This window comes from Levilactobacillus lindianensis (assembly GCF_003946095.1).
Lineage (GTDB): Bacteria > Bacillota > Bacilli > Lactobacillales > Lactobacillaceae > Levilactobacillus > Levilactobacillus lindianensis.
In genome coordinates this window covers 1-17,418 of the sequence record NZ_RHOD01000014.1, presented here as the reverse complement: position 1 = coordinate 17,418, position 17,418 = coordinate 1, and the positions used below count along the sequence as shown (strand labels likewise).

Annotated in this window: 17 protein-coding genes; 12 read left to right on the top strand and 5 right to left on the bottom strand. The window is 50.1% G+C overall.

Annotated elements, in window-relative coordinates; translation table 11 throughout:
• Positions 1-153: 153 nt before the first annotated feature.
• From jag to rpmH, 4 genes are all read right to left on the bottom strand, one after another.
• On the bottom strand, positions 154-942 hold the full coding sequence (jag, locus tag EKM70_RS06955; RefSeq protein WP_125546470.1) for an RNA-binding cell elongation regulator Jag/EloR: 789 nt from the start codon (positions 940-942) through the stop codon (positions 154-156).
• A gap of 148 nt (positions 943-1,090) precedes the next feature.
• Positions 1,091-1,924, bottom strand: a complete 834-nt coding sequence (gene yidC / locus EKM70_RS06950) for a membrane protein insertase YidC (RefSeq protein WP_404819863.1) — start codon at positions 1,922-1,924, stop codon at positions 1,091-1,093.
• A gap of 11 nt (positions 1,925-1,935) precedes the next feature.
• Positions 1,936-2,292 (bottom strand): ribonuclease P protein component, encoded by a 357-nt coding sequence (rnpA, locus tag EKM70_RS06945; RefSeq protein ID WP_057878224.1) that lies wholly within the window; start codon positions 2,290-2,292, stop codon positions 1,936-1,938.
• 98 nt (positions 2,293-2,390) lie between these two features.
• Positions 2,391-2,525: a 50S ribosomal protein L34 gene (gene rpmH / locus EKM70_RS06940; protein WP_011668979.1), complete on the bottom strand. Its 135-nt coding sequence runs from the start codon at positions 2,523-2,525 to the stop codon at positions 2,391-2,393.
• Positions 2,526-3,061: 536 nt separating this feature from the next.
• On the opposite strand from rpmH, the gene dnaA reads away from it, so the two are divergent.
• From dnaA to gyrA, 6 genes are all read left to right on the top strand, one after another.
• Positions 3,062-4,435 (top strand): chromosomal replication initiator protein DnaA, encoded by a 1,374-nt coding sequence (gene dnaA, locus EKM70_RS06935; RefSeq protein WP_125546468.1) that lies wholly within the window; start codon positions 3,062-3,064, stop codon positions 4,433-4,435.
• Positions 4,436-4,704: 269 nt separating this feature from the next.
• Positions 4,705-5,844, top strand: a complete 1,140-nt coding sequence (dnaN, locus tag EKM70_RS06930; RefSeq protein WP_125546466.1) for a DNA polymerase III subunit beta — start codon at positions 4,705-4,707, stop codon at positions 5,842-5,844.
• A gap of 355 nt (positions 5,845-6,199) precedes the next feature.
• Positions 6,200-6,427 (top strand): S4 domain-containing protein YaaA, encoded by a 228-nt coding sequence (gene yaaA / locus EKM70_RS06925; RefSeq protein ID WP_057878221.1) that lies wholly within the window; start codon positions 6,200-6,202, stop codon positions 6,425-6,427.
• Positions 6,427-7,581: a DNA replication/repair protein RecF gene (gene recF, locus EKM70_RS06920; RefSeq protein ID WP_125546464.1), complete on the top strand. Its 1,155-nt coding sequence runs from the start codon at positions 6,427-6,429 to the stop codon at positions 7,579-7,581. The genes yaaA and recF overlap by 1 nt, the downstream gene beginning before the upstream one ends.
• Positions 7,582-7,584: 3 nt before the next feature.
• The gene (gene gyrB / locus EKM70_RS06915; protein WP_125546462.1) at positions 7,585-9,531 is read left to right on the top strand and encodes a DNA topoisomerase (ATP-hydrolyzing) subunit B; all 1,947 of its coding nucleotides are present in this window, start codon (positions 7,585-7,587) and stop codon (positions 9,529-9,531) included.
• 75 nt (positions 9,532-9,606) lie between these two features.
• Positions 9,607-12,096 (top strand): DNA gyrase subunit A, encoded by a 2,490-nt coding sequence (gene gyrA / locus EKM70_RS06910; RefSeq protein ID WP_404819862.1) that lies wholly within the window; start codon positions 9,607-9,609, stop codon positions 12,094-12,096.
• Positions 12,097-12,146: 50 nt separating this feature from the next.
• Here gyrA and EKM70_RS06905 read toward each other — a convergent pair whose 3' ends face one another.
• Positions 12,147-13,550, bottom strand: coding sequence for an aminotransferase-like domain-containing protein (locus tag EKM70_RS06905; RefSeq protein WP_125546458.1), 1,404 nt, complete (start codon positions 13,548-13,550; stop codon positions 12,147-12,149).
• 120 nt (positions 13,551-13,670) lie between these two features.
• Between EKM70_RS06905 and thiD the strand changes: the two genes are divergently transcribed.
• The 6 genes from thiD to rpsR all read left to right on the top strand — a co-directional run bounded on the left by thiD (position 13,671) and on the right by rpsR (position 17,085).
• Positions 13,671-14,468, top strand: a complete 798-nt coding sequence (gene thiD, locus EKM70_RS06900; RefSeq protein ID WP_125546456.1) for a bifunctional hydroxymethylpyrimidine kinase/phosphomethylpyrimidine kinase — start codon at positions 13,671-13,673, stop codon at positions 14,466-14,468.
• Positions 14,465-14,968, top strand: a complete 504-nt coding sequence (locus tag EKM70_RS06895; protein ID WP_125546454.1) for an ECF transporter S component — start codon at positions 14,465-14,467, stop codon at positions 14,966-14,968. Before thiD ends, EKM70_RS06895 begins: the two co-directional genes overlap by 4 nt.
• A gap of 13 nt (positions 14,969-14,981) precedes the next feature.
• A complete protein-coding gene (locus tag EKM70_RS06890) occupies positions 14,982-15,539 on the top strand; it encodes a TIGR01440 family protein (RefSeq protein WP_125546452.1) in 558 nt (185 codons plus the stop codon).
• Between the two features lie 376 nt (positions 15,540-15,915).
• The gene (gene rpsF / locus EKM70_RS06885; RefSeq protein WP_125546450.1) at positions 15,916-16,212 is read left to right on the top strand and encodes a 30S ribosomal protein S6; all 297 of its coding nucleotides are present in this window, start codon (positions 15,916-15,918) and stop codon (positions 16,210-16,212) included.
• 41 nt (positions 16,213-16,253) lie between these two features.
• The gene (ssb, locus tag EKM70_RS06880) at positions 16,254-16,820 is read left to right on the top strand and encodes a single-stranded DNA-binding protein (RefSeq protein ID WP_125546448.1); all 567 of its coding nucleotides are present in this window, start codon (positions 16,254-16,256) and stop codon (positions 16,818-16,820) included.
• A gap of 28 nt (positions 16,821-16,848) precedes the next feature.
• Positions 16,849-17,085: a 30S ribosomal protein S18 gene (gene rpsR, locus EKM70_RS06875; RefSeq protein ID WP_057878211.1), complete on the top strand. Its 237-nt coding sequence runs from the start codon at positions 16,849-16,851 to the stop codon at positions 17,083-17,085.
• Positions 17,086-17,418 lie beyond the last annotated feature (333 nt).

Below are 17,418 nucleotides of genomic sequence, written 5' to 3'. Positions count from 1 at the left end.
GCCCCGGGCGTATCATTTTACGCCATAAAAAAAAGCACCCACTCCACGCCACCTAACTGTGCGTGGATAAAGTACTTTCACTACTTTATCGTAAACTTGATAAGAATGATTGTCTTCACTATAAGGGGTAAAGACGCTTTTGTCAAACGAAACTTAGTCCGGTTCAATCACCACGGCCCGGTGGGGTTCTCTCCCTGCCGAGTAGGTGGTGACGTAGCGATTCTTCGCTAAAACTGCGTGGATCTGCTTGCGTTCAAAAGCCGGCATCGGGTCCAAATAGATCGGCTTTCCGGTCGCCACAACCTCACGCGCCGTGCTCTCGGCCAACCGGTTCAACGTGGCTGCTCGCCGTTCACGATAACCGGCAACATCCAATTCAACCATGACGTGAGCGGCCCCATGATGGTTCAAGAATAGCTGCGCCAAACTCTGCAACGCGTTGATGGTCCGACCATGTTTTCCGATCAGCAACCCCTCTTTCTCCGTGGTAAAGGCTAACTTAACCTGCCGCCGTGCGGTCGACGCCACATCCAACGTGGCATCAATCCCCAGTTGATCGACAATCGTTGCCAGATAGTCCTGAACGTCCTCAATGGCCGCCTCGCGACGTTCTCGTCGTTCCTCTGGCGTTGTTTCCGGTTGCGTCGGTTGAGCGGGCTCAGCCGCCTTAGGGGTGTCAGCCACGACCGCTACCGGCTTAGTTGCAGGCATCAGCGGCTGAACTGGCACAACCGCCTGTTTTTTAGGCGCCATTTTAGGCGTTTCACTAGGTTCAACGGGCTTTAAAGCCACGTCTACCATTGCGTCTCTCTGGCCGATTCCCAGCCAACCCTTACGTGGCGTCGTGACCACTCGGGTTGTCACTTGGTCCAACCGACAATTCAGGGCGGTCAATCCTGCCTGAATCGCCGCCTCTTCCGTTTTCCCCGTAAAGATTGTCATGTCGTCCATTCCTCCAATATGCTTTCAGTCATTTTTCAGTATACCATAGAACTTTCCGCGTCAACTTATCAGCCGTCACACGGTGCCCAGATAGAAAAAACCGCCCCACCATTGCGGGACGGCCTAAAATGCATTTATTTAGCTTGATTTACTTGCGGCGACTCTGTTTAGCGCGACGCACGGCCTTCTTCATAGCACGCTCGTGATTGGCTTTTTCTTTGGCCTTTTCATCACGTTCGGCTTGAATCTTCCATGGGTTTTGTAACAACAGCGTTTGACCGACTTGGAATACATAGGACACGGTCCAGTACAATGACAGTGACGAGGCCACGTTTAAGGCGGTAAAGAAGACCACCACGGGCATCCCGATAATCATCATCGTATTCATGGAACTCGTCTCCGGTGCCGACTTGGTGGTTAACCACGAACTCAGGAACGTGGCAAATGCCGCCAACAGTGGCAGAATGAAGTACGGGTCCTTGTGGCCCAATTGTAACCACAAGAAGGTTCCGGACCGCAGAACGGCTGTCCGCCAAATAGCTTGGTACAAGGCCCAAATGATGGGGAGTTGTACCACCGCTGGTAGACATCCCATTAAGGGATTAATGCCGGCTTCCGAATACAGCTTTTGCTGTTCCGTCTGCATCTTCTGCATCGTTGCTCGATCTCGTGACGAGTATTTCTTCTGTAAAGCCTTTAATTGGGGTTGAATCTCCTGGGTCTTCCGCATGCTGCGCGTTTGGAAAACCATCAGAGGTAGTAAAATAATCCGGATGATAATGGTAAAGATGATAATACCAACACCATAATTTCCACCGAAGAAATGCGCCAACCAGATGATTGCACGCGAGAAGTTCAGGACGATTAACCCGTCCCAGATCCCGGTACTTTGGTTCGTGATTGGCTTATTGCTACAAGCGGAAAGGATTAAAGTCAAACCCACAATGCCAAGCATCAGTAGGGTACGTTTGTACTTTTTCACGTTTTTCACGTTTATTCCTCACTATAGTTGGAATCCAGCAGTTTTGCCAGCTTCAGGACATGGATCAGGCTGCTCTTCGCATCGGGCATCGAGATGCCATCGGCACGCGGACGCGCGATAACTAGGAAATCCACATCCTGCTTGAGGTGTGGCTTCAGCTCGAGTAAACTCTGCCGAATCCGCCGTTTCACCCAATTACGATGAACGGCGTTTCCAATCTTCTTCCCGACCGAAATCCCAACCCGAAAATGCGGTTGATCCGGCTTCTCCATTGAATACACCACAAATTGCCGGTTAGCGACTGAATTTCTGGTTTCAAAGACCTGCTGAAATTCCGCTTCTTTCTTAATGCGGTAAGATTTTCGCATGGTGCATCTCCAAAATTCTCATATATGAACAGGCCGCGAGGGATTGGGGTCCCAGTCTCCTCGCAGATAAAATAAAAAGACCACTGACAGTCAGCGGCCTATGCAGACAATACTTTACGTCCCTTTTGACGACGACGTGCTAATACTTGACGGCCATTGCTAGTGCTCATGCGCTTGCGGAAGCCGTGTACACGTGAACGGTGACGTTTCTTTGGTTGGTAAGTGCGCTTCATCGTGACACCTCCTTGAAATTTTTGAATTTTTTTCATCTGGGTAATTCCAGACAAATACTAAATGCATTTCCTGAACATATTAGCATAAATTTCGAACGAATGAAACCGTTAGTTGAAAATATCCAGAAAAAGTTGTCCCCGGATAAATTTGTTTCATGCACTTTGACTGTGGATAACTTGTAGATTCAGAAAAAGTTATGCCGGGCTTTCCCACCAGGTTATCCACCAATCCACAGCCTGTTTATTTTTAAAAAAGCATTCCTGTTATTTCTGTGGATAACTTGTGAAACACTTATTCTTAAGCCATCTGGAGTCCACATCCATCTGTGGACAACTTAAAATAGCATTTATTATCCACAAGTTTCACCCTATCTGTGGATAACTTTATTAACTCCCTGTGAAACAATTATGCACAGCGTCCAATACCCTGTGGAAAACTTTTTTTCTTCATGCTACACTGGACTTACGTTTTCGTTTGGGCACCGTCCGTCCAAACCCACGATTACCATAATCTTAAATTTAGGGGGGCTACATCAGTGCCAGATATGTTAACTTTGTGGGCTGATATTACAAAATTACTCAAGCAAAACCTTGATCCGGCAACGTATGCGACCTGGATCGAAGCAGCTAAGCCAATTTCCCTCGTCGGTAACAAACTAACGTTGGAACTTCTCTCACCCCTACACCGTGACTACTGGACTCGGCGCCATCTCGATCAACAAGTCATCGAATACGCCTACCAGGTCACACATGAAGATATTCAACCTATTCTCGTCACCAAGAGTGAACTTCAACCAGAGGTCTCCCGCAGTAAAACGGGGAATGGCGTGGTCACGGAGGAAACCGGTATTGCCGATGCTCCCGACGCAACGCCCACTTTTATGAAGGAAAATGCGTTGAACCCACGCTATACATTCGATACCTTCGTGATTGGAAAAGGGAACCAGATGGCCCACGCAGCGGCCTTAGTCGTTTCTGAGGAACCGGGTGTCATGTACAATCCACTCTTCTTCTATGGGGGTGTCGGTCTGGGTAAGACCCACTTGATGCACGCCATTGGGAACAAGATGTTGGAGGATCACCCGGATACTAAGGTGAAGTACGTCACCAGTGAAGCCTTCACCAATGACTTCATTAATTCAATTCGCACGCGGACACAGGAACAATTTCGCCAAGAGTATCGTGACGTCGACCTCTTAATGGTTGACGATATCCAGTTCTTTGCCAATAAGGATTCGACCCAGGAAGAATTCTTCCATACTTTTAACTCCTTATATGACGACGGCCACCAGATCGTTTTGACTTCCGACCGATTACCTAATGAGATTCCGAAGCTCCAAGACCGCTTAGTCTCTCGGTTCGCCTGGGGGTTGTCCGTCGATATCACACCGCCCGACTTGGAAACGCGGATCGCCATTCTCCGTAATAAAGTCGATGCCGATCAGATCGATGCCCCGGATGATACGCTCAGCTATATCGCCGGTCAGATCGACTCCAACGTCCGAGAATTAGAGGGCGCGCTGTCCCGCGTTCAGGCCTATCATAACCTGACGCATAAGCCGATCACGACTGATCTGGCTGCCGAGGCTTTGAAGAGTCTCAACCTGGCAAATGCCAACGATGCTATTACCATTCCGGTCATTCAAGACCGGGTAGCCAGTTACTTCCACATTTCAATGAAGGATTTAAAGGGGAAGAAACGTAAGAAATCCATCGTGACGCCGCGCCAGATTGCCATGTACCTCTCGCGTGAACTAACGGATGCCTCGTTACCACGGATTGGGAATGAATTTGGCGGTAAGGACCACACCACGGTCATTCACGCCTACGATAAGATCGGAGACGCACTAAAGACGGATCCTGAACTGCAAAAAGATATTGACGATTTAAAAGAAGAATTACGGCGCTAGTCCTTGGCCGTCTCCGGGGACCTCTGAGTAGGGGTGTCCGAGGCGGTTTTTTGGGCCCAACTGCGGTATGATTAAAAAAGAACACCACAACGTGTGTGGACAAAAAAGAATAACTCCTCGAGTTTTCCACAAGTTATCCACAGGTGGAAAAGTGCCTACTACTCATAGTTTCCCAAAGTTATCCACATTACCCACCGCGCTACTACTTCTTCTATCTTTTTTCTTTTAATTAAGTAAATTACGCATCAAGTAAAGGAGTGTCATCACTAATGAAATTTACGATTAACCGGGCAGCCTTCATAAAAGAACTGAATAACGTTTCCCGTGCTATTTCTTCCAAAACGACGATTCCCATTTTGACGGGACTCAAGATCGTTGCCAGTGACGCTGGGTTACTTTTAACTGGATCAAATGCTGATATCTCGATTGAAACCCTGATTAGAGCGGACGATCCTGATATTGGCTTAACCATTGACGAACCAGGAGCCATTGTTCTGACGGCTCGCTTCTTCAGTGAAATCGTCAAGCGGTTACCAGAACAAACGATGACGCTCACGGTTAAAGAGGGTTTTCAAACTGAAATCACCTCTGGTTCTGCGGCCTTCAACATCAATGGGCAGGACGCGAACAACTATCCACACTTACCAGAAATCGACGCAGCTGATTCCGTTGTGCTTTCCGGTGCCGTTTTCAAGGAATTGATTGGCCAAACGGTTATTGCCGTGTCTAATCAAGAAAGCCGGCCGATCTTAACCGGGGTGCACTTCGTCTTGGCCAATAACCAATTCTTAGCTGTGGCCACGGATAGTCATCGGCTGTCACAACGGCAGATCGAATTGCCAGAAACTACCGACGCGGCGTTCGATGTGATCATTCCGGGGAAGAGTTTGACCGAATTGTCCCGGATGATCGGTGATGATGACAGTAACGTCAAGATGCAGTTCTCCGAAAACCAAGTTCTCTTCTTATTAGGTGACACGTCGTTCTATTCGCGTTTACTGGAAGGCAATTACCCCGATACGTCGCGGTTGATTCCTAAGGAAGCCTCCACAACGGTCGAATTCGAAGCGCCAGAATTATTGGCGGCCGTCGAACGGGCTTCGCTGTTATCTCACGAATCACGGAACAACGTGGTTAAGCTGACCTTGACGCCAGCCGAAAACCACGTCACGATCTTCAGTAACTCGCCGGATGTCGGGAATGTTGAAGAAGCCTTGGATCCCAAGGAATTAACGGGGGAAGATCTCGAGATTTCCTTTAACCCCGACTACATGAAGGATGCCCTCAGATCGTTTGGTCAAACCACGATCCGCGTGGCCTTTACCTCCGCATTGCGGCCATTTACCTTGGTGCCAACCGAAGATACCAGCAACTTTATTCAACTGATTACGCCGGTTCGAACGTTCTAAAGTTAAGTACCACAAAGTGTTGTCCCTTGGGGCAACACTTTTTTTGCAATCTGGTCACTGGTCTGGTTATGAAAACGGGGGAAAATGACGGGCAATTTAGGCCATTTTGTAGAAAATGCGTGCGCAAATAACCGGACTTAGAACGCAGATCACCGTTGTGGGTCGTCTAAACGGCTAAAAAACAAATAATTCGCTAAAAGACCGCTATTTTCGAATCTGAGCAAATTTACCGTCTTTTTACCAAAAATATCAAAAACACCCCAGATAGCCTCAGAACGCAAAAATCAAGGTGATCGTCTGTACTTTTCCCTAAAAAGCGGTATAATATAAGAGAAGAATATTAAGGGGTGAAATTGTGAAAAAAGACGTTTTCATTGACACGCCCTACATTACTTTAGGCCAGTTACTCAAAGAAGAATCCGTCATCAGCACTGGTGGCCAAGCCAAATGGTATTTACGGGAAAATACGGTAAATATCAATGACGAACCGGATAACCGGCGGGGCCGCAAGCTGTATCCTGGCGATACAGTGGCAGTACCTGAGGCAGGATTATTTTTTATACGCTCAAAGCAGGGTGAATAATGTATTTGCAAGAGTTGCAGCTGCAGCATTTTCGGAATTATCCCGAGGCCGATATTCGGCTGGGTCGGGGGATTAACGTCCTCCTCGGCGAAAATGCACAGGGCAAGACCAATCTATTAGAGGCCATCTACGTGCTTGCGTTAACGCGCAGTCACCGGACAGCTAACGATCATGACTTGGTGAACTGGCAGGCCAAAACGGCCAAAGTCAGTGGCCGCGTCGTGAAGTCGGCGGGAACGGTGCCACTGGAGTTAACGTTCTCACGCCAGGGCAAACGTGCTAAAGTCAATCACCTTGAGCAGGCTCGGTTATCGCAATATGTGGGCCAGCTCAATGTGATTTTGTTTGCCCCGGAAGATCTCGCGATTGTCAAAGGCGCCCCGAGTATTCGGCGGCGCTTTATGGACATGGAGTTTGGCCAGATGAATCCGCGTTATTTGTATAATTTAAGTCAATATCGGACGCTGTTGAAGCAGCGAAATCGCTATCTGAAGGATCTGCAACATAAACAGAAGCGTGATCTGCTGTTCCTATCGGTGCTTTCAGATCAATTGGCGCTATACGGGGCGGAAATCATCGCTCAGCGGCTGCGGATGTTACATAAGCTGGAGCACTGGGCGCAAGTCATTCACGCCGAGATCTCTCAGCAACGCGAGACGCTAACGTTTCACTATGCGACCCAGGTGCCTGATGAGGCGTTGACCGACGCCAAGAGCATCCAGGCCGCGTTGAGTGCGCTATATGAAAAGCAACGGGACAAGGAGCTTTACCAGGGAACGACGCTGGTGGGGCCCCATCGTGACGACCTGCATTTCCGGGTCAACGATAAGAATGTTCAGACATTCGGATCCCAGGGGCAACAACGGACGACCGCACTGAGTGTGAAGTTGGCCGAAATTGACCTCATGAAGGAGGAGACCGGGGAGTATCCGGTCTTGCTTCTAGATGATGTCCTTTCAGAACTGGATGATGCCCGGCAGACGCATCTGCTGACGGCCATCCAAGATAAGGTACAGACGTTTATCACGACCACCAGTCTGAGCGGGATTACCCGCCAGTTGATTAAGGACCCGACCATTTTTCACGTGGCCGATGGGACCGTGGTGGCGGATGAATCGCCCACTAGTGACGATTCGGCAACAAAGGAGGATTAAGCAGTGGCTGAAAAAGAACACGAAACCAAGGCGGAACGGGCAAGAGAATATGATGCCAGCCAAATCCAAGTTCTTGAGGGCTTGGAAGCGGTACGTAAACGTCCCGGAATGTATATTGGATCAACGAGTGCCCAAGGTCTCCATCACCTCGTGTGGGAAATCGTGGACAACGGGATTGACGAAGCCTTAGCAGGCTTTGCTGACGAAATTCACGTGACGGTTAACAAAGATAACAGTGTGACTGTCACCGATAATGGTCGGGGAATCCCGGTTGACATCCAAAAGAAGACGGGGAAGCCCGCCTTAGAAACGGTCTTTACGATCCTGCATGCCGGTGGTAAATTCGGCGGTGGCGGATACAAGGTTTCCGGTGGTCTCCACGGGGTGGGGGCTTCCGTTGTAAACGCGCTGTCCACCGAACTGGATGCCCAGGTTATCCGTGAAGGCAAGCGTTATTCCATCACCTTTGATCGGGGTCACGTGGTGAAACCAATGACTGTGGTTGAAGAGGGCCTGCCTAAGGAAAAACACGGGACCATCGTGCACTTCCTGCCGGATCCAGATATCTTCAGAGAAACGACCACCTTTGACATTAAGACGCTGACCACTCGGATTCGCGAACTGGCCTTCTTGAACAAAGGTCTCCGGATTACGATTCGTGACGAACGGCCAGAGAAGCCAACCGAAGACGATTTCCATTATGAAGGTGGGATTCGCCACTACGTTGACTATTTAAACGAAAACAAAACGACTCTTTTTGAACCGCCAATCTATGTGGAAGGTGCCGAAAACGGGATTACGGTGGAAGTTGCCCTGCAATACACGGATGACTACCACAATAACCTGTTGACGTTTACCAACAATATTCACACCTATGAAGGTGGGACCCACGAAGAAGGGTTCAAACGGGCCTTAACACGAGTGGTCAACGACTACGCGCGGACCAACAAGTTGATGAAGGACAACGAACCGAACTTAACCGGGGATGATGTTCGTGAAGGGTTGACGGCCGTGGTTTCCGTCAAGCACCCGGATCCTCAATTTGAAGGCCAAACGAAGACTAAATTGGGGAACTCCGATGCCCGAACGGCCGTGGATCACACGTTTGCCGACCACTTCATGCGGTTCTTAATGGAACATCCCGATATCGCCCGCAAAGTGGTGGATAAGGGGACGTTAGCTTCCAAGGCACGGGTTGCCGCTAAGCGAGCTCGTGAAGTTACCCGAAAGAAGAGTGGGCTGGAGATCAGCAACCTTCCCGGGAAACTGGCCGACAACACGTCTAAAGATCCTGCGATTTCCGAATTGTTTATCGTCGAAGGGGATTCCGCCGGTGGGTCTGCTAAGCAGGGGCGTTCGCGGTTGACGCAGGCGATCTTACCCATTCGGGGGAAGATTTTGAACGTGGAAAAGGCCTCAATGGACCGGATTCTAGCGAACGAAGAAATTCGCTCCCTGTTTACCGCCATGGGGACTGGATTTGGTGACGACTTTGACGTTGCCAAGGCCAACTACCACAAATTAATTTTGATGACCGATGCCGATGTCGACGGGGCCCATATTCGGACGCTGTTGCTGACACTGGTTTACCGCTATATGCGGCCATTGTTGGATGCCGGGTACGTCTATATCGCTTGCCCACCACTCTATCGCGTGCGGCAAGGGAAGATGCAACGCTACCTGGATTCCGATGATGAATTACAAGAATTATTAGGCCAATTACCACCCGCACCGAAGCCGCAGATTCAACGGTACAAAGGGTTGGGTGAAATGGATGCCGAACAACTCTGGGAAACGACCATGAACCCCGAAAACCGGCGGCTCTTACGGGTCGATGCCAAAGATGCCATCAACGCTGACCAAGTGTTCAGCATGTTGATGGGAGACAAGGTGGCGCCTCGACGCGAATTTATCGAGGACAATGCGACCTTCGCCGAGTTGGATGTTTAGTGAAGAACGGAGGGTAAAGATTTGGCTGATCAAGACTATATAGGTCGGGTTACCGACGTTGATCTCTCACAAACCATGCGAACATCCTTCTTGGATTACGCGATGAGTGTGATTGTCCAACGGGCCTTACCTGACGTGCGGGACGGCTTAAAGCCGGTTCACCGTCGGATTCTGTATGATATGCATGAGTTGGGGATTACACCCGACAAGCCATTCCGGAAATCTGCCCGGATGGTCGGGGACGTCTTGGGGAAGTACCATCCCCATGGTGACTCCGCCGTGTACGAATCCATGGTACGAATGGCACAAGACTTCTCATACCGCTACATGTTAGTAGATGGTCATGGGAACTTCGGGTCCGTCGATGGTGACGGGGCCGCTGCCATGCGGTATACCGAAGCGCGATTGAGTAAGATCGCGATGGAAATGTTGCGCGACATTAATAAAGATACGATTGATTTTCAAGATAACTATGATGGTTCCGAAAGAGAACCCGTGGTGCTCCCATCACGCTTTCCTAACCTGTTGGTTAACGGGGCTTCCGGGATCGCCGTGGGGATGGCCACAAACATTCCGCCACATAATCTGACGGAAGTGATCAGTGCCTTACACATCTTGATGAAGAACCCTGATGCCAGTCTGGCTGAGTTGATGGAGGCCTTACCTGGCCCTGACTTCCCAACCGGTGGGATCGTGATGGGCAAGGCAGCCATTCGCCGGGCTTACGAGACCGGGAAGGGCACCATTACCTTGCGTGCCAAGGTCGATATCGAAGAAGAGAAGAACGGGAAGCAACGCATTGTGGCCACGGAGATTCCATACATGGTCAACAAGGCCAAGCTAATCGAACGGATTGCCGAATTGGCCCGTGACAAGCGGATCGAAGGGATCACCGACGTCAACGATGAAACCGACCGAACCGGGATGCGGATCGTCATCGACGTCCGGCGTGACGCCAGTGCCGAGGTTATTTTAAATAATCTCTACAAGATGACGTTGATGCAGACGTCATTTGGGATCAACATGTTGGCAATCGTTAAGGGTGCCCCTAAGGTCTTAGGCCTAAAGGCTATCCTGCAGTATTACTTGGACTTCCAGCTCGAAGTTATTCAACGGCGGACTGCCTTTGAATTGCGGAAGGCCGAAGCCAGAGCCCACATCCTGGAAGGGCTGCGGATCGCTCTGGATCACATCGATGCCATCATCACCATCATTCGACAGTCTCAGACCGCCGAAGTGGCGAAGAATGAATTGATGACGCGTTACAGCCTCTCCAACAAACAATCGCAAGCCATTTTGGATATGCGGTTGGTTCGGTTGACCGGACTGGAACGTGAGAAGGTCGAAAAGGAATACAACGACGTCATGGCCAACATCAAGGACTACAAGGAAATCTTGGCGTCCCGTGAACGCCAACAGAGTATCATTTATGATGAATTGTTGGAAATTCAAAACAAGTTTGGGGACGATCGGCGGACCGAATTAATGGTCGGCGAAGTTCTCAGCTTGGAAGATGAAGACCTGATTGCCGAAGAAGATGTGATCATTTCGCTCACACATAATGGTTACATCAAGCGACTGCCAACGTCTGAATTCAAGGCGCAGAACCGTGGGGGTAAAGGGGTTCAAGGCATGGGCGTGCACGATGATGATTTCATCGAACACCTCGTGGCCACCTCGACCCATGACATGTTGTTGTTCTTCACTAACACCGGGAAAGTTTACCGGATGAAGGGGTACGAGATTCCTGAATATGGTCGGACGGCCAAGGGAATTCCCGTTATTAACCTGTTGGGGATCAATAACAATGAACACGTTCAGGCGGTCATTAACGTTTCGAGTGCCGGGAAGAGTGAGGAACGCGACTTGTTCTTCACCACGGTGCAGGGGACGGTTAAGCGCACGCCAGTCGACGAGTTTGCCAACATTCGGAGCAATGGTCTGAAGGCCATTAACCTGAAGGAAAATGACGAGCTGATCGACGTGTCAATCATTGATGACACGGCCAACATTATTATCGGAACCCATCTTGGGTACGCCGTTAGTTTTGCGGCTAAGGACGTTCGGTCGATGGGCCGATCGGCGACCGGGGTTCGGGGCATTCGTCTCCGCGACCAAGATTACGTCATCGGTGCCAGCGTGTTGAAGCCTGACAGCCACGTGTTTGTCATTTCCGAAAAGGGTTATGGGAAACAAACGGCCGCCGAAGAGTACCCAATCAAGGGTCGAGGCGGTAAGGGAATTAAGACCGTTAACGTGACCGCCAAGAACGGGCCGCTAGCGGGATTGACGACCGTTGATGGTGATGAAGATATCATGTTAATCACCGACAAAGGGGTCATGATTCGCTTTAGCGTCGCGGATGTTTCCGAGACTGGTCGGGCGACCTTAGGGGTTCACCTGATTCGTTTGGGTGATGACTCTGAGGTTGCGACGATGGCCAAGGTTGCTAAGGAAGACGAGGACTCTGAGGATACGGATGCACCTGCCGGAGACCCCGACAAGCCAGCCGATACGCCAACGACACCAGATTCCACCGCACCAACGAACCATTCTGAAGACTAATGAATAGACGAGAGGCTCACTGTCAACTTGGCAGTGAGCCTCTTTTTTGTCTAATTTTTGAGTCGATCGCGGAGTTGCTGCTGCTTCTCAGTGTCGATGCTGGCGAAGTTAAACCGGAAAGAGCGTTTGTCGGTGCCGTAGATGGGGCCGGGTTTGACCAGGATCTTCTGATTCAGGAGCTGGTTAAAGATATCGGGATCATCTTGCGTGACCCACAGGTAGAAACCGCCTTTGGGGGTCGTGAACCGCCAGTCGGGTCGATACTTCCGGAAGATGGCGGTGACCTGATCACGGCGATGGGATAACTGGGTGGTCAGCTTAGAAATTTCAGGTTCAAATGAGGCATTGTTGAGGGCTAAATTAGCCATGACCTGGGCCAACATACTTGGGACGATGTCGAGTTTCTTTTGGACCTGTAGGAGACGTTGCCCGATGGCTTGGGGCGCCACGATCCAGCCGATCCGGGTGCTCGACCCTAAGAGTTTGGAGAGGGAGCTCAAGTAGATGACATTTTCCGGAGCCAGAGATTTGAAGGTCGGTACCTCATCTTGCTTGGCGACGAGCCAGCCAAAGACATCATCCTCGACGATGGGAATCTGGTAACTTTGGCATAACTTTAGAATGCGCTGGCGCTGTTCCAGGGTCAGGATGCTCCCAGTTGGGTTTTGGAAGGTAGGATTCATAATGAGGAGTTTAATTCGGTGCCTTAAGATGGCGTTTTCGAGGGCCTCGAGATCCAAGCCGTCTGGCGTTAGGGGCACGGGATAGGTGTGAATCCCCGTGGCCTGGAAGATGGCGCTCGAGTTGAAGTAGGATGGTCGGGCAAAGGCCACGGCATCCCCCACCTGCAGGAGACTTCTGAGCACCAATAGGAGGGATTGCTGAGCCCCACCAGCGATGATCAGGGTCTGGTTAGCCAAATGAAATTGCTTCTTATCGGTGTGAATTTGCCCGATCGTATGAATCAGGGGCTGATAGCCGGCATCCTGTTCCTGCTTTTGCGCCAGGAGAAAACCGTGCCAATCCATCTGTAAGGCTCCCAGCTCGGGGATGAGACCCATGGGGAGCTCGTTGGCGGCACCGTCGATTAGGGTGCCGTGGTCTAAGGCCCTGGCCTGCAAGAGCCGCTGTTGATAGGCTTGGTCGCCGCGAGATTCCGTATTTTCCAAGAAGAGATTCCAGTTGACCTTGTCGGCTTGACTGGCGATCTGCGGCAAGGTAGAGACGTAGGTTCCACTCCCCGTCTTTTTAATGAGGAGGCCGTTAGCCGTCAGCTCCAGGAAGGCCCGGGTGACCGTGGACCGGTCGACCTTTAGGAGTTGGGCCAGTTCTCGTTCGGCCGGGAGTCGTTGTCCCGGCAGGAGTTTATCCTCTTCAATGAGGCGTTTGATAAGTTGGGTAATGGCGCGGTACTTGGGCTTGATGGGTGGTAGATCCGCGTACCAGTTAATCATGGGTAATCCCTCCAATTGGTTTCCTCCAGTATAATAATTGGCTGGGTTAAAAACAAGCCAATTGGATGTTGTGATCTGGTCGTGGAGGGGCAATACTAGAGAGTGTTGGAGGGAGCGCTCATGGAAAATGTTTTAACCATTGCTGGTTCGGATAGCTTGGCAGGCGGCGGTATCGAGGCCGATCTCAAGACGTTCGAGGAGCTAAATGTGTTTGGTCTTAGCGCGCTGACGAGCGTGGCCAGCATCACCCCCGAAGGAGTGAATCTAAGCCAAATTCCACCGACCGTCATCGGTCAGCAGTTGGATTCCATTTTGAGTCAACTGCCGGTTCATTTTGCCAAAACAGGGCTCTTGGGTAGTCAGGCGGCATTGACGATGGTCTGCGACAAGTTACAAGCCACTAAGCTCAAGTTGGTGGTCGATCCCGTCCTGGTCTTCAAGGAGGGCGAGACGCAGCTACACACGACTTACATAGACGCAATGACCCATAAATTATTGCCTCTTGGTTACGTAACAACGCCAAACTTGGATGAAGCGCGCCAGCTGAGTGGCCTCGCTGACATCACTAATCGCGATCAGATGCGTGAAGCCGCCTTGCGGATTCAAGCCTTTGGTTGCCCTAATGTGGTGATCAAAGGGGGGAGCCGCCTCGCGGGTGACGTGGCACTGGATTATCTCCGGGCCGTGGATCAGGATTACTGGTTTACGGGACCGAAGATTGACCGTCAGACCACGGATGGTGCCGGTTGTACTTTTTCGGCGGCAATTACTGCCGAATTGGCAAACGGACAATCATTACCCGCCGCGGTAGCCGCAGCTAAGACGTTCGTTCGGTTAGGCATTACCCATGGTGTGGCGATCAGTGCGACGCTCGGGAGCGTTTGGCAAGGGGCAAGCCGACAGGAGGAAACAAAATGAAAAAGGCAAAGGATCCAATTAAACAGATGACGTTAACCGCGGTGCTGACGGCGATGACGGTGGCTATGTCGTTATTGGTCATCATCCCGGTTCCAGCAACCAAAGGCTTTGTGACGCTTTGTGAAGTGGGGATTTATGCTACGGCGATTCTCTTTGGGAACCCCATGGGAGCTGTTGTTGGGGGAACCAGTGGCTTTCTGATTGACCTGTTATCCGGTCATCCCGAGTGGTGCCTGTTCTCACTGGTGATCCATGGGGCGCAAGGCGCCGCCGTGGGTTTCCTCACCCCCGAGCACAAAACAATTAAAACAACTATTTTTCCTTTATTAGTTGGAAGCGTTATTATGATAGTTGGATACTACTTTGCGACCGCCCTACTTTTCGGTTGGGCAGCCGGATTGGCCTCGATTTTTGGTAACATCGTTCAAGTCGGGTTTGGGATGGTCGTAACGCTTTCCATCGTGGAAAGTCTTGTGAAATTCAAACCTAATTTAGTTTAAGGAGTGACATTTGATGGCAGTAGATACGAGTAAAATTGAAGCTGACCTGAACGTCATTGTTTCTGACGTTTTGGATGCAGCTCACTTACGTAAAGGTGATTTGTTTGTTCTAGGATGCTCAACCAGCGAAGTCGTTGGTGGGCACATTGGTAAGGATTCCAACCCTGCAGTGGGGATGGCAATTATCAAGACCTTAGTCGCCAAGTTACGCCCACTGGGCATTCACTTGGCGGTACAAGGGTGTGAACATATTAACCGGAGCTTGGTGGTTGAACGCGAAGTTGCGGAAAAGAATCACTTTGAGATTGTGACGGTAGTGCCAGCCTTACACGCCGGCGGGGCCGCTTCAATCGCTGCCTTCAAGCAGTTCAAGGATCCCGTTGAAGTTGAACACGTTGTGGCCCAAGCAGGTCTCGATATTGGGGACACGGCCATTGGCCAACACGTCAAGTTCGTTCAGGTTCCGGTACGGCCTTCATTGAAGGAATTGGGTGGCGCTCACGTCACGGCCTTACGTTCTCGTCCAAAGTACGTTGGGGGTCCACGAGCAAACTACGATCCAATTAAATAATTAAATTAGAAGAACGGCGCGAGTCGTTCTTTTTTTGTGGATTCGGCTGGCAGACCCGTTCAGAGAGCCATAATGTCCGCTGATGGAAGGCTAACGGGAATTTCGATTGGTGAGTAGCTGAGAAGTTAATAACGCTGAGAGTGGCCGTGAGGCCGGCTCAATACATTAGAAAAAAGTTGGGGAATTTAAAATAATGGCGCCTAAGATCCGGAATTAACCTTGTAACGTAAACAACACCCATCGGTCGGCCCCGATTTGCTTAACATTTTTGTTTATGCTATACTACTAGCTTGTGAGTATCTGGCTTACGCTAGTGTCTCTCCTTGCTTCCGCATTGTAGCGGGGGCCTGAAGTCCATAAGGAGGTGTAATGATTCATGGAAACTACTAAATACGAAATTACCTACATCATTCGTCCAGATCTTGACGATGGCGCAAAGACCGCTTTGGTTGAACGCTTTGACAAGGTTGTCACGGACAACGGTGCAGAAGTGATCAGTTCAAAAGACTGGTCCAAGCGTCGTTTTGCTTACGAAATCGGTGGCTTTAACGAAGGTATTTACCACATTATCACGTTAAATGCTTCTGACGACGAAGCCTTAAACGAATTCGACCGTTTAGCTAAGATCAATGGCAGTATCTTACGTCATATGATCGTTAAGCGCGAAGATTAATTTAACTACAGACTTTTAAATTTGAGAGGAGTTATTCAGCAATGATCAACCGAGTAGTACTTACTGGCCGACTGACACGGGATGTTGAGTTACGTTATACCCAAGGCGGTGCTGCTGTTGCCACATTTACTTTGGCCGTTGATCGGCGGTTCACCAACCAGCAAGGTGAGCGGGAAGCTGATTTCGTTAGTTGTGTCATTTGGCGCAAATCCGCGGAAAATTTTGCGAACTATATGCACAAGGGGTCTCTTTGTGGCATTGAAGGCCGCATCCAAACCCGGAACTACGAAAACCAGCAGGGTCAACGAGTTTACGTGACTGAAGTTGTCGTCGAGAACTTTTCGTTCTTGGAACCACGTTCGAGCAATCGTAACGCGAACGCCAATGGTGGAAATGGAAACTATGGTGCACCCGTGAATAATGCTCCTCAGAATCAGAATCAAAATGCCAATCCATTTACGAGTGGGAACCCAACTTCGAGTGCCCCAGCTCAAAATCAGAATCCAAAACCGACAACGCCAAATCAGAACGCCGGCAGCAATGCTAGCGACCCATTTGCGAATACCGGGGATTCAATTGACATTTCCGATGATGATTTACCGTTCTAAACACTAAAAAACGAGGAGGGAATTTCTCATGGCAGGACAACGTCGTGGCGGCCGTCGCCGTCGTAAGGTTGACTTTATTGCAGCCAACCACATCGAATACATTGATTACAAAGATACTGACTTATTACGTCGGTTTATCTCCGAACGGGGTAAGATCTTACCTCGCCGGGTTACTGGCACTAGTGCCAAGAACCAACGGAAGTTAACTATCGCTATCAAGCGTTCACGGATCATGGGCTTAATGCCATTTATCGGTGAAGAATAGTTTTTAAAAGCCATCCCTGCGGGGGTGGCTTTTTTACGCCTAAAAATTGGACTATCACATGCGAGGGAAGATTGTTACAATTGAGCCACAGTCGTGTCCGCAACAGGAAAGGATGAATGCTTATGCAATCTCGTTTGATTCCCAGTCTCTCATTTACCAGTGCTAAGGAGGCTCTTGCGTATTATCAAGAGGTCTTTGGTGCGCAAGATGTTTATCGGTTCAGTCGACGAATTGTCAAATCAAGTGCAACGTTTTCCCATAGAACACTTCAGATGGAGTTTTCCAGCCTAAGACCTTGCGTGGACGATTATTCAACTCTTTAACAAAGTTGCT